Genomic DNA, 14,705 nt, shown 5'->3' on the forward strand with positions numbered 1-14,705 from the left:
ATGAACCTTACAAGCTACTGTTTGTCTTCGGTTTGTGCTGAATGAGGCAACCTGGGCTGGATATATAATTACGCCCGTATACTATTTTTTAAGATAGCGCCTAGTGGGATCTGTGGGGAATGTTGACTGTTGACCTTTGACCGTTGACTATGGACTATTGACTAATTACTAATGACTATTAATAAATTAGGGTATGGATGTGGCAAATAAAATCAAAGTTATAGATAGGCTGCGGTTGGGTTTTGCGGTGTTGGTGGCGAAAAGTGTGACGTTTTTAGTGCGATCGCTTCGTCTCGGTGCTGCTAGTGTATTACCAGGGTCTATTGCCCGTCGCATTGAACCCCGGTTGCTGCAATTATTGAGTCAGCAGGTGCAAAATGGAGTCATCATCATTGCGGGGACTAACGGCAAAACCACCACAGCACTGCTGTTATGCACTATTTTAGAAAATAAAGGCTACCGTGTTTGTCATAACTCCACAGGTGCAAATCTAGAAAATGGGTTGATGACCGCGTTGCTAGACAGCACTAACCTGGTGGGGACGCTAGATGTGGATTATGCCATTCTGGAAGTAGACGAGAATATTGTTCCCAGGGTCTTAAAACCACTCCAGCCACGAATTATCCTCTGTTTAAACCTGTTCCGTGACCAACTTGATAGGTATGGTGAAGTAGACACCATCAGCAAGCGGTGGACAAAGGTTATCTCGACCCTTCCCAGAGAAACAGTAGTCATTCCCAATGCTGATGACCCGACTTTATCCCTTCTCGGCCAGCAGTTACCCCAAAAGGTTTTATTCTTTGGCTTAAATGAACCAGAACATTATTTAGAAGCCATTCCTCACGCCGTTGATTCTATCTACTGTCCTCAATGTGGACATTCTTTAGATTACCAAGGTGTGTATTTATCCCACTTGGGAGATTTTACTTGTCCCAGTTGCGGATTTACTAAGAGTCAACCCACTTTAGCCAGTAGGGAATGGTCGCAAATTCTCGTTGGTTTATATAACAAATACAACACCTTAGCCGCTACCACCGCCGCTATTGAATTAGGTGTGGATGAAACCACAATTAGAGATACTATTAATAATTTCCAGGCGGCTTTTGGTCGTGCGGAAGATTTAGTGATTGATGGTAAACGCGTCAGAATTTTATTATCAAAAAATCCTGTGGGGACAAATGAAACAATTCGCGTCGTCACTCAAAGCACAGATAAAACCACTCTATTAGTATTAAACGATCGCACCCCCGATGGTACAGATGTATCTTGGATTTGGGACGTAGATACAGAAAAATTAGTGGAACGGGGAGGAACTTTAGTAGTCAGTGGCGATCGCGTCTATGATATGGCGCTACGTCTGCGTTATAGTGAAAAATCGGCACAGAGTAACCTAAATTTAATTGTCGAAGCAGATTTACGTCAAGCGATCGCCACAGCCTTAGAACACACCCCAGCCACCGAAACCCTGCACATCCTCCCCACCTATTCCGCCATGCTAGAAGTGCGCGAAGTCCTCACGGGTAGGAAAATTCTTTAAATTAGTCAGTTGTCAGTTGTCAGTGGTTAGTAGTTTTTCTCTTCTGCTCCCCTGCTCCCTCATCTCCCCATTTAAAAAATATGACCCTAGAATTAACTATCGGTTGGCTATATCCTACATTGATGAGTACCTATGGCGATCGCGGTAATGTGATTACTATCGAACGTCGCGCCCAATGGCGGGGATATACGGTGAAAGTATTACCTTTAGACCAAAACTCCACAGCAGAAGATATTAAGTCTGTAGATGTGATAGTTGGTGGTGGCGCACAAGACAGACAACAAGAAATCGTCATGCGCGATTTGCAAGGTGCGAAAGCTGACGCGATGCGTGAGAAAATCGAAAATGGCACACCAGGAGTTTTTACCTGTGGTTCACCCCAGTTATTAGGACACTATTACGAACCAGGCTTAGGACAACGTATTGAAGGTTTAGGAATACTTGATTTAGTTTCTATTCATCCTGGTGAAAATACCAAGCGTTGTATCGGTAACTTGGTAATTGAAGTTACGGCCAGTCGTCTAGCAAAAGATTTAGAGGAAATGACAGGAAGCAAAGCCTATTTAGTGGGTTTTGAAAATCACGGTGGACGCACTAAGTTAGGGAAGGTGGAAGCTTTAGGAAAAGTGGTATATGGCTTAGGCAATAATGGTGAAGATGGTACAGAAGGAGCATTTTATCAAAATGCCATAGCAACCTATTCCCACGGGCCATTATTACCCAAAAACCCCTTTGTGGCTGATTGGTTGATTCAAACAGCATTGCGGTTAAAGTATCAACAACCAATTACTTTACAACCTTTAGATGATAGTTTGGCTGTACAAGCACGGGAAGCAATGTTTAAAAAGTTGCAAGTTAACCCACCAAAACTATCTGCGGTAGCTAAAGTTTCTGGTTAGCAAAATTAGGTGACACTAATTTGATATCATTAAATTAACGTGCGCCTCCGTTGGAGACTCACGTTAAATTAATTAAAGCAGCATTAATTATGAAAGGCTCACAGTGAGGCTTATGCCTTACTATGAGCCAGATTATTTTTTAGCTTAATTAATATGCCTTAATTTGTTGCCGCTTGCTTACTTGTATAACCTAATTAATTCTAGTTTCAACTTAAACTAAATGGTATCACAAACTTACAAATTATTATTTGTGTCCACTCCCATTGGTGCTTTAGGCACAGGATTAGGAGGCGGAGTAGAACTTACTTTATTTAATATTGCACAAGAGTTTTTGCGGCGAGGACACAAATTAGAAATAGTAGCACCACAGGGTTCTGCTATTAGTTCATTACCCATTAAAGAAATTCCAGGGGAACTACAATTATCAGCCCAAAATCAAAATCGTACCGACCCAATTTTTGTCCCGACTAACTCTGTTTTGGCAAATATGTGGGACTATGCTCGTCAAGTGCAAACAGACTATGATTTGATAGTGAATTTTTCTTATGATTGGTTACCATTATATTTAACACCATTTTTTCATCGTCCCATCGCCCATCTCATCAGCATGGGTTCCTTAACAGATGTGATGGACGACATGATTGAAAAGGTCGCCAATAATTTTCCAGGTACAATTGGTGTCCACGGCAAAACACAAGCCGCTACTTTTACATTTGCCGAAAAATGCCATTGTCTGTTAAATGGGCTAGATATATCAGCTTATACGTTTTGTGGTGAACCAAGTTCTTCCTTAGCATGGGTGGGGAGAATTGCACCAGAAAAAGGTCTAGAAGATGCAGTCGCAGCCGCGAACATCACCGGAATTCCCCTGAAAATCTTCGGTTTGAAACAGAATGAGGCTTACTGGGAGCAGATTTGTCAAGCATACCCTGACGCACCTATAGAATATGTGGGCTTTTTATCCACCCATGAACTACAACACCAATTAGGTCAGTGTCGAGCAGTCTTTATCACTCCCCGATGGGTTGAGGCTTATCCCAACGTAGCACTTGAGGCGCTGGCCTGTGGAGTACCCCTGATAGCCTATAGTCGGGGTGGTTTAACAGAAATTGTCCAAGACGGCAAAACAGGCTTTTTGGTAGAACCGGATAGTGTGGAAGGCTTGGTAGAAGCCATTCATCGCCTAAATGAAATCGACCGTCGCGCCTGTCGCCAGCAAGCCGAAACTCAATATTCTTCTCAAGCTATGGGCGATCGCATGGAACAATGGTTTAAGAACATCCTGATGAAACTTTAATCAACAACTCTTGGGGAAAGCAGAGGATTAGAGAAAATATATCTTCCATTCCCCAACTAGGGCTTTAATTCCACTTACGATAGCAACGAGCCGTAATATGGTACGGATGAAAAACTTCTAAGCAATTACTTTGAATGGTTTTAAAAAATGTATCTATCGCCTGCGGATCATCTAAATGAAAAGGATGTTCTTGATTAAAACCTTTAAAAAAATGCCAATTGAGAATCATCTTACCTTCATCCGCCAGAATCTGATGAAACTCTAGTAACTGTTGACTTGGGTCTGGTAAATGTTCTAAAACATCAAAGGACATAATAGTGTCAAAGGTTTTTTGTGGGGGTATCTCTACACAAAAAATGATTTTTTCACTCAGACCCAATTTCTCAGCTCGATACTTGACAAAATCAAAGTTAATCGGATTTATATCACAATAAACTACTTGCTCAACATGGGGACAAAGAGCCGCACCAATAGCATGAGTTCCGATACCTCCCCCAAAATCTAACACACAACCGTGAGCATGATCGGCAATCAGACGTAAGGTATCACCAATGTAATCATGACTAGCTAGATGCCATGCACCCAATTCAAATAAGTAAACTTCCCCTACTTTATCTCGATAAAAGGCTGTAGCTTGTTCCCAATCAAAATCCTTGTGACCTAATTCAGCCATTTGTTGCTGACCGAATTCTAGTTTTGTTTCTAATATTTCTGCATCTAATTGTAAAAACTCTTGGATGTGCTGTTTTAAGTTGAATGAACTTTCCCAATAACTACTTAAAAAACTTGGCATAGGTAATGTAGGCATAATTTTCTCTCAGACTAAACCAACTCTCGTATAATACAATACGCAGGTTATAGTCATTTCTCAACCCAAATAAGTTCTAACCGCTTTTGAGATGTTTGGAGAGCTTGTTGCACTGATTCACCCAATAAACTTGATTCTATTGCTCGACCAAGACTATCAGATAAACGATTATATTGAGAAATTATCGGTCGAGTTTGTGCTACTGACATTTGCTCTAGAAACACCTTTAACACTGGTTGTTTGTCAATGAATTGCTGATAAGCTTCACTTTGAGCAGCTTTAATATTCACAGGTAAAAAACCAGTGCCAATACTCCATTCCGTTTGAAACTCTTCGCTTAAAACATATTCTAAAAATTTGAGTGCAGCTTCTTCTCTTGCTGGCTGAGTTTTCATAACATAAAAATTACTGCCAGCAATTGCTGTAGCTGATTTAATATTGCCAGGGATAGGGAAGGCTTGATAATCAATGTTAGATTTCATGATGTAAGTCCAAGGCCCTGTAATTTGCATCGCCACACGACCCCCAACAAAAGCATCTTCTTCATAACCTCGTTCTGGCGACGAAAGCATGGCTGAACCATCTTTGATAAGGTCTTGCCAGAATTGTAAGGCTGTGACAGCAGCTTGACTAGTTAAATTGGGTTGCTTATTTGTGACTATTTCCCCTCCCGCACCCCAGAGAAATGGCAACCAACTAAAAACAGTCCATTCTCCTTTTCCCAAGGGTAGGAGTATGCCATATTGTTCCGGTCGTTTGTCACCATTACGGTCTATGGTTAATTTTTTAGCAACTTGTCGTAGTTCTTCCCAAGTCTTTGGTGTTTCTGTGATTCCTGCCTCCTCAAACAGCCGAGGACGATAGAAAACACCCATGTTCGCGGTGTACAGTGGGACTGACCAAATGTGACCATCTAACTGCATTTCTTCAAATAGACTGGGAACAATCTGTGATTTCTCTGGCAATTTGTCTAGCCAGTCATCTAAAGGGCGGACTGCTCCTAACTCTACTAACTGACCTGTAGTTTGTGGATAAAATAACAAGATATCAGGAGGCACATTACCCACAACTGCCGTCAGTATTTTAGGCAATCCTTCTGCATAGATAGATTCTATTTGCACATCCGCATGAGTCTGGTTGAATTTTGCAACTAATTTTTCAAATACATCTCGATTTGCTGGCGGGTTGATTCCTTGCCACAGTGTTAAATGAATTACTCCGTTCTCCTGCTTGACTGTACCTTGGCAACCAGATAAAAATAATAGACACAAACTCAAAAAGATACTCAGTAAACCAATCCGACTATTAGCGCTAATTAAATGACGGAAAAATTGTGTGATTTGGGATACCCAAATTTGGATATTCATCACATAATTAGCTGTCAATCCCTTCAGGGAATTCAAAATCACAGGAAAAACCCGTAACCAAAAACAATCATCTACCCTTACACTCATTTTCCGGTTATTCCCATAAAGAAATATATATTAAAACAGTATTGAGTAATCATCTCTCAGCTAAGATTTTTGATTACTACTCAGTATGAATTTTGACTTTTGCAAAAATTATTGATGAAATCGACCATCTTACCTGAACCCCTCAAACCCGGAGACTTACTGCAAGTTATTGCCCCTAGTGGTGCTTTAAGAGAATTTGCGGCTTTGAAGCAGAGTGTAGAAATTTGGCGATCGCGGGGTTATCGTATAGAAATTAGTTCAGATATTGATCATCATTGGGGATATCTGGCTAATAAAGATGAAGTGCGTCGTCATCAGCTAGCTTCTGCTTGGCAAGACCCTGATTGTCGCGGTATTCTCTGCGCCAGAGGTGGTTTTGGTAGCACACGCATCTTAGAAGATTGGCATTGGCAAATCAACTCAGACCCAAAATGGTTGATAGGCTTTTCTGATATTACGGCTTTGCTGTGGAGTCTTTATAACGCAGGTATATCCGGTGTTCACGGCCCTGTACTCACAACCTTAGCAGATGAGCCAGACTGGTCAACTGAGCGCCTATTTAATTTGGTAGAAGGACGAACTATTGCACCCCTTAAAGGCCGTGGTTGGGGTGGTGGTGTGGCTACCGGCATTTTGCTGCCTGGCAATCTTACTGTGGCTACCCATCTTTTAAGCACACCGATTCAACCTAACTTTGATGGCGTAATTTTAGCCTTGGAAGATGTTACAGAAGCACCATACCGTATCGATAGAATGCTGACACAGTGGCGTTTAAGTGGTGTTTTAGCAAAAGTCAAAGGTATTGCCTTAGGAAGCTTTACCCGATGCGAAGCCGCCCCAAATATACCTAGTTTTAACACAGAAGAAGTTCTGCGCGACCGCCTAGCTGATTTGGGTATTCCCATTGTCTCCGACTTACCCTTTGGTCATGGTGAACAAAATGCCAGCCTACCTGTAGGTGTACCCGTCACCTTAGATGCCAATCACGGAGTCTTGGATATAGTAACCTTTTAACTCTATTTATTTAAACTATCATTTAACTGAGTACCAGTATAATTGGGAACCCAGCCATCTGCTGCTGTGAAATAACGCACGGCTTTAAAACTTAAAGATGCAGTCAGGCTACACCAATGTTCTACCCCAGAAGGAATATGAAGATAATCTTGGGACTGGACTAAAAGCTGTACTTGGCTACCGTCGGGTTTGACAAAACCAAAAATCATCTCACCTGCCAAAACGTATAATGCTTCGGGCGCAGTATGAGTATGATATTTGGCGTAGGTAGCTATTAAAGTTTGGAGATTAGGCGAACCTGGATGCACATTCAGCAAATCACACCAAAGATAACCATTTTCTTGCTGAATAAACTCAAACACACTGTTGTGTAAATCGACAATGTGACACTTCTCTTTATCTGTCAAAGCATCCTGTATTAAAAGATGAGGAAACAGTATAGATGTACCAGGGTCATAGTGCTTGATGTAAACTCCCAGTGGGGCAAGTTCACGAGCTATCTCATCTAAATTGCTTTCAATTGTGCCGTCTTCCAGTAACAAGGTCGCCATGACAGAATAACTAAATTAAGTGTTAAGAAGAGTATACTCAACTTTAACTCATCTTAAACCAATAAGCCACTATTCCCGATAGACATAGTGGAGTTGTGGGGATTGGGAATTAGGGCAAGAAATTTGTCAGCAGAATGATGTTCAATAATACTACTAGGTCTAATCTAGTACAAGCGAACTATAAAAATTAGAAAATGTCCGACTTAGTTTTATTTTGGCATCGCCGCGATTTACGTATTACCGACAATATAGGACTAGCTACCGCTAGACAACACAGTTCTAAAGTCGTGGGGGTATTTTGTTTAGACCCGAATATTTTAGAAAGGGATGATGTTGCCCCTGTTAGAGTTACTTACATGATTGGTAGTTTACAGGAGTTGCAACAGCGATATGTGCAAGCAGGAAGCCAATTATTAATCCTACGTGGCGACCCAGTGCAAGCTATCCCTCATTTAGCAGAGGCATTAAACGCCAAAGCTGTGTTTTGGAATTGGGATGTGGAACCATATTCACAAACACGCGATCGCGCCATTATTGCTACCCTTAAAGATAAAGGTATCCAATGTCTTACCCACAACTGGGATCAAATACTCCATTCCCCAGACGAAATCCGTTCAGGTAGCAACACACCTTACACTGTTTACACCCCCTTTTGGAAAAATTGGAGTAGCAAACCTAAAGCTAAACCAGTAGAAACCCTGCACAATGTCGAAGGACTAACAGAAGCTGAACAGGAACTTGCTCAAAAAGCTGGAGTCAAAGCCTTACCCACGGCGAAAGATTTAGGATTTTTCTGGGATGCAGACTTGATAATTGCCCCAGGGGAAGCAGCAGCTCAAGCCAAGTTAGCAGAATTTACAGCCAAAGCCATCACTGAATACCAAGAACAGCGCAATTTTCCTGGAGTTAACGGCACATCACAGCTAAGTGCAGCCTTAAAATTTGGTGTCATTGGCATTCGCACCGTTTGGCAAACAACTTTAGAAGCTTTAGAAAATAGCCGCAGTGAAGAAACTACAACCTCTATTCGCACATGGCAACAAGAACTGGCCTGGCGAGAATTTTATCAACACGCTATGTATAACTTCCCAGAATTAGCTGATGGTGCTTACCGCGCAACCTTCAAGAATTTTCCTTGGGAAACCAACGAAGAACATTTTCAGGCTTGGTGTGAGGGCAAGACCGGTTATCCCATCGTTGATGCAGCCATGCGCCAGATGAACGAAAGCGGTTGGATGCACAACCGTTGTCGAATGATTGTCGCTAGTTTTCTGACCAAAGATTTGTTAATTAATCCCCAATGGGGAGAAAAATACTTTATGCAGAAGCTGATTGATGGTGATTTATCTGCCAACAACGGCGGCTGGCAATGGAGTGCTTCTAGCGGTATGGACCCCAAGCCACTACGGATTTTCAACCCCGCCAGCCAATCACAAAAATTTGACCCAGATGCAGAATATATTCGTCAATGGGTACCTGAATTGAGGTCAATGGATACGGAGTATTTAGTAACGGGTAAGATTACGCCTCTTGAGCGTCATGCTGTGGGTTATGTTAAACCAATCGTGGATCATCAAAAACAGCAGCAACTCTTTAAACAACGTTATCAACAACAAAAAGCCATCGGTATTTAAACCAATTCGCAATAGCCTGCGGAGAACTCGTAGAGTAGGCTAACGCCAACGCAATTCGCAATTACGTGTTGTGGCTTGATAGAAGTCGGGGAGTTAAAACCCTGACATTTTGTTAATCTAGGAATTACCCATGAAAACGAAAGATCAATAAATATACGTAGGGCATCGCCCACCACAACCATGATAAAGTAGGCGATGCCCACCCTATTGGCGATCGCAACATTTTAGTCATGTCAGTCCACTACAGATACTGAGGGCTTGCTGAAAAAAGAAACAAAAGAAGACAATTTCTAGATTTTCAGAGCAAATAAATTTCAGCAAAGGGGCTAATAGCCCCTTTTTTTTACCCATTCTTAATCTGACTCATTGATGCTCATAACAGTTATCAATACTACTAATCAGGAAAATCAGTAAGTATATTTACGTGAAACTCTGAAAACCCATAGTTTACAGTATTGGATTGATACTTGTGGAAATAAAGCAACCTAATTAAAGGATTAATATGGCATTTTGCTGAATTTTATATATTAAACTAAAATTACTAATTACTGCTAGAAATCAAAATTTTATTGCTGAATCTCTGAATTGGCATTATCTAGTTTTATTTTCTAAAATGTATCTGATTATTTCTGAACACAAGTGATTTCAGTATTTAACGAAGGTTTTTCATTGTTAGCCGAAAGCCGTAGGTAAAATGACAGTACATTTACTGACAAAATCTCATCAATTTCATTTGCAGCCTCTAAAACGGATCTTAATTGTCGAAGATAATGATATCAATAGGATGTTATTAAGTGATTATCTGAGTTATAGCGGATATCATGTTCAAAGTTTATCGGATGGCTCCAATTTTTTCAAAACCATAGAGAAATTTCAGCCTGACTTGATTTTGTTGGACTTGAAATTACCAGATGTTGATGGATACTATTTACTTGAGCAAATCCAGCAACAGCAGGAATTTGCCAGGATACCAGTTATTGTTGTTTCAGGTTTTGCTTTTAAAGTTGATCAAAAAAGAGCTATCGATTTGGGCGCTCGTGGTTACTTTGTTAAACCTATAAATCTGAATGCTTTGCTTATAAAAATTTCTCAGGAATTAGTTGTTAATTGCATATAGCTTTTATAGATTTATTGCGCTTTTTGTTTATTAATAAACTCTTCCATGTTTTCATTTAAATTTTGTACAGAACTGCCAATTATGTGAATTTTACGTTGCACCTGTTCTAATAGCAGAACAGCAGATTGAAGTTCGTTGAGTGCTTCAGCCATAGCATCTTTGTAGTAATTTTCAAAGTCATTAACATTCATGTAATTGGGACTCCAAAAACTCTGTAAATATTTATATCGACGATCATATTCACAATCTGAAAAGATGTGAATCCGTTAATCTGCTTAATTTGAAAATACAAATTCTTAATAAAACTCATGAATATCAAAATTGATGATAGCCTTAAAACTGGAATAATATCGGTGCTTCATATATTCTTTACTTTACTAAAGAAGGCGTTATGGAATTAGATGCTCATAAACAAAACAAAGTTATTTCTCATAGTTTAGTCTTGACTAAAACTGCATGAAAAATATTTTTACAGTAGCTGTAAACGCCTTGAGGCAAGACTTACATTGTTGAAAGGCTAGACAAAAGACTTTTCTATGATTTAGTTTATGCAGTCTATGAAAACTACTGTATTGGTAAATTTATATATTGTTTGACAATTTGTTTAAACTATTTATTTTGATTATGAAATGGAAAAATTGACTTAAAAAAATATTGCATGAGATATAAAATTAGAAAATGCTCAATCTATAAAGCTTGGTATAAATGTAAACTAACAATATAGTAAATCTTGACTTTATATTTGCTTGATAAAAATCTGTATACTCAGCACAAAGCAGTAATTGTTCTTAAAATAAGTATAGGTAAATTTGTAAGATTACCTGGTGGAGATTGTGAGAACATCTGCTCAGATACTACCACTGGTGAAAGATCCAGAGCGTTTAGAAGCCCGTCTGTCCGAAATTCCACCGGAACCAGGGGTTTATTTCATGCGAGATGGGAGCGATCGCATAATATATATAGGGAAATCACGGAAATTGCGATCGCGGGTTCGTTCCTATTTCCGCGAAGGGTACAACAAAACTGAGCGCATAGCCACCATGGCCAAGTTGGTGACAGAAATTGAGTTTATTGTCACCGATACCGAAGCTGAAGCCTTGGCGTTAGAAGCCAACTTAATCAAGCAGCATCAGCCATACTTTAATGTGCTGCTCAAGGATGATAAGAAGTATCCCTATGTCTGTATTACATGGTCAGAAGACTATCCGCGCATTTTCATTACCCGAAAACGACAACTAGGTAAAGAAAAAGATAAATATTACGGGCCTTATACGGATTCAGGTTTGTTAAGGGAAATATTACGTATATCTAAGCGGATATTTGCCCTGAGACAACGCCCACAGCCATTATTTAAAGACCGTCCTTGCTTAAATTATGATTTAGGTCGGTGTCCTGGTGTGTGTCAACAGCTGATTTCCCCAGAAGAATACCGCAAAACTGTGCAGAAAGTGGCAATGGTGTTTCAGGGACGGACTCAGGAATTGATTGATATCTTGAGTGAACAGATGGAGAAAGCGGCGGAGGCGTTGAATTTTGAAGTAGCGGCGCGGATTCGTGATCAAATTGCTGGGTTAAAGTCTCTGACGGCGGAACAGAAGGTTTCCTTACCAGATGATACGGTGTCACGGGATGCCATTGCTTTGGCAGCTGACGCACAACACGCCTGCATCCAATTATTCCAGATTCGCGCTGGTCAATTGGTGGGACGCTTGGCTTTTGTGGCTGAATCCCATGCTGAACCAGGGGCTATTTTACAAAGGGTACTAGAAGAACATTACCAAACGGCAGAATCTGTAGAAATTCCCGCAGAAATTTTAGTCCAGCATGAGTTACCAGATGCTGAGATATTAGCTGATGTCTTAACCCAGCGTAAGGGAAGAAAAGTGACAATCTTCACACCCCAGCGCCAAGTTAAGGCAGAATTAATTGAGATGGTAGAGCGTAACGCCCAGTATGAATTGCAAAGAATGCAGAAATTAGGCGATCGCAATCACCAAGCAACCCAAGATTTAGCTGCTATTCTCGATTTACCCGACTTACCCCACCGCATCGAAGGTTATGATATTTCTCACATTCAAGGTTCTAATGCGGTAGCTTCCCAAGTCGTGTTCATCGATGGATTACCAGCCAAGCAAAATTATCGCCACTACAAAATTAAAAATCCCACAGTCACCATCGGGCATTCCGACGATTTTGCCAGTTTAGCAGAAGTTATCCAAAGAAGATTTCGCAAGTATGCAGAAGATCCGCAATTATCGCGGGTGGGAAATCCTGACTGGCCTGATTTGATTATGATTGACGGCGGTAAAGGTCAGTTATCATCGGTGGTTGCTGTTTTGCAAGAGATGAACTTATTAGAAGACTTGCGGGTGATTAGTTTAGCAAAGCGGCGCGAAGAGATTTTCTTACCAGGGGAATCCCAACCCTTAAAAACTGATGCTGAACAACCGGGGGTGCAATTGTTGCGAAGACTACGGGATGAAGCCCACCGCTTTGCTGTGAGTTTCCATCGTCAGCAACGCAGTGATAAACTGAAGCGATCGCGCTTAGATGAAATCCCTGGTTTAGGACACCACCGCCAAAAGCAGCTGCTAGCTCATTTTCGCTCCGTTGACTATATTCGCCAAGCCACACCTGCACAAATAGCCGAAGTTCCAGGGATAGGCCCACATCTGGCTCAAGCCATTTACGACTATTTCCATCCCTCTCATGTCTAATTCCCAAAATCTATCAAGAAAAAGTTGTGGGTAATAGATAATTAAAACACTACTATCTATTCCCCATTACCCATTACCAATCACTAGATTAGCAAATATAGCTAATATCTTTAATCACTAGGATGGTAAATTTTGCTTCAACTATACTCCTGAGGATACTGCTGCTTAAACATTAAGGGAAGCTTAAGAAAAATATTTTGTTACTAAAGATACAGTATTTTCCAGCTTTTAAACTTTGAATACAAGGATACAGTTTTTGTGTATTTTTCATAGATGGTCATGGTGTAACTCAAAGCATTAACATTGGGGATCAGTCAATATCCATGAAAAATTGTCTCAGCACACTAACTCAATATATCCCAAGTAAGATGGTGAAATTACCAAAATACTAAGATAATGGTTTAAGTAAATAAAATTGTTCAAATGTAAAATTTTAGTTAAATAAACAGCCATATTTATTTTTGGTTGTTAGGTTATACAAACCAAAATATTTTTTGGTTTCATTTAGAAAATAGCATCAAAATAGTTAAAACCAGGGACTTTTCAATGCAAATAATACAAAAAATTTATTGCCCTAATTGTGGTAATAATGCTGAACGTTATTATATTACAGAGAGTGAGCTAACAAGAACACAATGTCCAAGTTGTGATTACTTGATGATCAGTTGTACCCGCACAGGCAAAGTGATTGAAGCTTATGCGCCAGGCATTCATGTACATCGTTAAAAATTAAACTTTCTTGCCCATTGAGAATAACAATAGACATTTGTTATCTCTTCACTAGCAATTAGGTTTTGCAAATAGGAAAAAGCCTTATGTTTATAAGCTGTGTCTAAAGGCTGAGTGAAAAAATAGATTGCCAACTTGATTTTACGTTTAGTAGTGCAGAGATTACAATCACCAACAAACATCTTAATGTGGTTAAGTTAATTTATGTGGTGTGAGAGACTTAACCTCCCTGTTTAACTTTTACTGTCCGAATCTAAATAATGTTGTCTGTGCCTTTGTGTCTCTGTTGTTAAGTAAAAGAGCTTTAAACGACAGGGCTACTATTCGATTGATCAATTATACGTAGGCAATGCCCGCCAACGGATATGGTGGGTATTGCCCAACCTACAGATACTTACGCATGAAAACGGAAGATCAAGGGTATAAATGTTTGAAAGCTTCACACCTGAATGGCGCTAAAAAAACATGAAACTCTTGCTGTAACTGGGTGTAGGGGTATAGGGGTATAGGGATGTAAGGGTGATGAGAAGAACAGTATTTATGAGGTATATTGATTTAATTATTAGATGTTTCCCTTACCCTCTACACCCTGAAAGGCTTATACCTTAAAGATTTGTGCTTATCTTAGTGCCATTCGCCTCACACCCCTATACCCTTACACCATTTATTCTGGATTTTAGAGACGTTGTATGCAACGTCTCTACATCATTTATTGGTGCAACTTCATAGAGAATTGGTATTACACCCTTACACCCAGTCTCAACAGAAAATCTGGGTGCGTAAGTCCTAAATCAAATCGAATGCTTATAGACATATTAAAACTTCGTATAAATAATTTAGGTTGTCGATAATATGAAACATACTAAATATGTTTTTATTGATTAATCTTTTCTATCTATAAAATAGCTATTGTATTGTTAATTACAAATTAATAATTAGTAGAAGTTT

Annotated in this window: 12 protein-coding genes; 8 read left to right on the forward strand and 4 right to left on the reverse strand. The window is 39.9% G+C overall.

Annotation, left to right across the window (positions count from 1 at the left end; all coding sequences use genetic code 11):
- Positions 1-193: 193 nt before the first annotated feature.
- The 3 genes from GSQ19_RS01120 to GSQ19_RS01130 all read left to right on the forward strand — a co-directional run bounded on the left by GSQ19_RS01120 (position 194) and on the right by GSQ19_RS01130 (position 3,733).
- Positions 194-1,537, forward strand: coding sequence for a Mur ligase family protein (locus GSQ19_RS01120; RefSeq protein ID WP_011320964.1), 1,344 nt, complete (start codon positions 194-196; stop codon positions 1,535-1,537).
- An 80-nt stretch (positions 1,538-1,617) separates the two neighbouring features.
- On the forward strand, positions 1,618-2,436 hold the full coding sequence (locus GSQ19_RS01125; protein ID WP_011320965.1) for a type 1 glutamine amidotransferase: 819 nt from the start codon (positions 1,618-1,620) through the stop codon (positions 2,434-2,436).
- A gap of 220 nt (positions 2,437-2,656) precedes the next feature.
- On the forward strand, positions 2,657-3,733 hold the full coding sequence (locus GSQ19_RS01130) for a glycosyltransferase family 4 protein (protein WP_011320966.1): 1,077 nt from the start codon (positions 2,657-2,659) through the stop codon (positions 3,731-3,733).
- A 64-nt stretch (positions 3,734-3,797) separates the two neighbouring features.
- Here the strand turns inward: GSQ19_RS01130 and GSQ19_RS01135 are convergent, their stop codons facing one another.
- Both GSQ19_RS01135 and GSQ19_RS01140 read right to left on the reverse strand, forming a co-directional pair.
- Positions 3,798-4,541, reverse strand: a complete 744-nt coding sequence (locus GSQ19_RS01135; protein ID WP_011320967.1) for a class I SAM-dependent methyltransferase — start codon at positions 4,539-4,541, stop codon at positions 3,798-3,800.
- Positions 4,542-4,594: 53 nt separating this feature from the next.
- Positions 4,595-5,908 carry an ABC transporter substrate-binding protein gene (locus tag GSQ19_RS01140; RefSeq protein WP_041457014.1) on the reverse strand — a complete coding sequence of 438 codons (1,314 nt, stop codon included), beginning with the start codon at positions 5,906-5,908 and terminating at the stop codon, positions 4,595-4,597.
- 201 nt (positions 5,909-6,109) lie between these two features.
- Between GSQ19_RS01140 and GSQ19_RS01145 the strand changes: the two genes are divergently transcribed.
- Complete coding sequence (locus GSQ19_RS01145) at positions 6,110-7,009, forward strand: S66 peptidase family protein (protein ID WP_011320969.1); 900 nt, start codon at positions 6,110-6,112, stop codon at positions 7,007-7,009.
- A 2-nt stretch (positions 7,010-7,011) separates the two neighbouring features.
- Here the strand turns inward: GSQ19_RS01145 and GSQ19_RS01150 are convergent, their stop codons facing one another.
- The gene (locus GSQ19_RS01150) at positions 7,012-7,560 is read right to left on the reverse strand and encodes a 1,2-dihydroxy-3-keto-5-methylthiopentene dioxygenase (RefSeq protein ID WP_011320970.1); all 549 of its coding nucleotides are present in this window, start codon (positions 7,558-7,560) and stop codon (positions 7,012-7,014) included.
- Positions 7,561-7,754: 194 nt separating this feature from the next.
- On the opposite strand from GSQ19_RS01150, the gene GSQ19_RS01155 reads away from it, so the two are divergent.
- Together GSQ19_RS01155 and GSQ19_RS01160 are read left to right on the forward strand one after the other, a co-directional pair.
- Positions 7,755-9,194: a deoxyribodipyrimidine photo-lyase, 8-HDF type gene (locus tag GSQ19_RS01155; RefSeq protein ID WP_011320971.1), complete on the forward strand. Its 1,440-nt coding sequence runs from the start codon at positions 7,755-7,757 to the stop codon at positions 9,192-9,194.
- Positions 9,195-9,888: 694 nt separating this feature from the next.
- Entirely contained in the window at positions 9,889-10,311 is a 423-nt protein-coding gene (locus tag GSQ19_RS01160; RefSeq protein ID WP_011320972.1) for a response regulator, read from the forward strand.
- An 11-nt stretch (positions 10,312-10,322) separates the two neighbouring features.
- On the opposite strand, the gene GSQ19_RS01165 is transcribed toward GSQ19_RS01160, so the two are convergent.
- Positions 10,323-10,502, reverse strand: coding sequence for a hypothetical protein (locus GSQ19_RS01165; RefSeq protein ID WP_011320973.1), 180 nt, complete (start codon positions 10,500-10,502; stop codon positions 10,323-10,325).
- 642 nt (positions 10,503-11,144) lie between these two features.
- Here GSQ19_RS01165 and uvrC point away from each other — a divergent pair.
- A complete protein-coding gene (gene uvrC, locus GSQ19_RS01170) occupies positions 11,145-13,028 on the forward strand; it encodes an excinuclease ABC subunit UvrC (RefSeq protein ID WP_011320974.1) in 1,884 nt (627 codons plus the stop codon).
- Positions 13,029-13,574: 546 nt separating this feature from the next.
- Positions 13,575-13,754, forward strand: a complete 180-nt coding sequence (locus GSQ19_RS29930) for a hypothetical protein (RefSeq protein WP_041457016.1) — start codon at positions 13,575-13,577, stop codon at positions 13,752-13,754.
- Positions 13,755-14,705 lie beyond the last annotated feature (951 nt).

The sequence above is a fragment of the Trichormus variabilis 0441 genome (assembly GCF_009856605.1).
Lineage (GTDB): Bacteria > Cyanobacteriota > Cyanobacteriia > Cyanobacteriales > Nostocaceae > Trichormus > Trichormus variabilis.

Bases quoted from the DNA above. Each gene is read 5' to 3' on its own strand.
- GSQ19_RS29930 (WP_041457016.1), top strand. From the start codon at position 13,575: ATGCAAATAATACAAAAAATTTATTGCCCTAATTGTGGTAATAATGCT.
- GSQ19_RS01150 (WP_011320970.1), bottom strand. From the start codon at position 7,560: ATGGCGACCTTGTTACTGGAAGACGGCACAATTGAAAGCAATTTAGAT.
- GSQ19_RS01120 (WP_011320964.1), top strand. From the start codon at position 194: ATGGATGTGGCAAATAAAATCAAAGTTATAGATAGGCTGCGGTTGGGT.
- GSQ19_RS01135 (WP_011320967.1), bottom strand. From the start codon at position 4,541: ATGCCTACATTACCTATGCCAAGTTTTTTAAGTAGTTATTGGGAAAGT.
- GSQ19_RS01145 (WP_011320969.1), top strand. From the start codon at position 6,110: ATGAAATCGACCATCTTACCTGAACCCCTCAAACCCGGAGACTTACTG.
- GSQ19_RS01140 (WP_041457014.1), bottom strand. From the start codon at position 5,908: ATGAATATCCAAATTTGGGTATCCCAAATCACACAATTTTTCCGTCAT.
- GSQ19_RS01130 (WP_011320966.1), top strand. From the start codon at position 2,657: ATGGTATCACAAACTTACAAATTATTATTTGTGTCCACTCCCATTGGT.
- GSQ19_RS01125 (WP_011320965.1), top strand. From the start codon at position 1,618: ATGACCCTAGAATTAACTATCGGTTGGCTATATCCTACATTGATGAGT.
- GSQ19_RS01155 (WP_011320971.1), top strand. From the start codon at position 7,755: ATGTCCGACTTAGTTTTATTTTGGCATCGCCGCGATTTACGTATTACC.
- GSQ19_RS01160 (WP_011320972.1), top strand. From the start codon at position 9,889: ATGACAGTACATTTACTGACAAAATCTCATCAATTTCATTTGCAGCCT.
- GSQ19_RS01165 (WP_011320973.1), bottom strand. From the start codon at position 10,502: ATGAATGTTAATGACTTTGAAAATTACTACAAAGATGCTATGGCTGAA.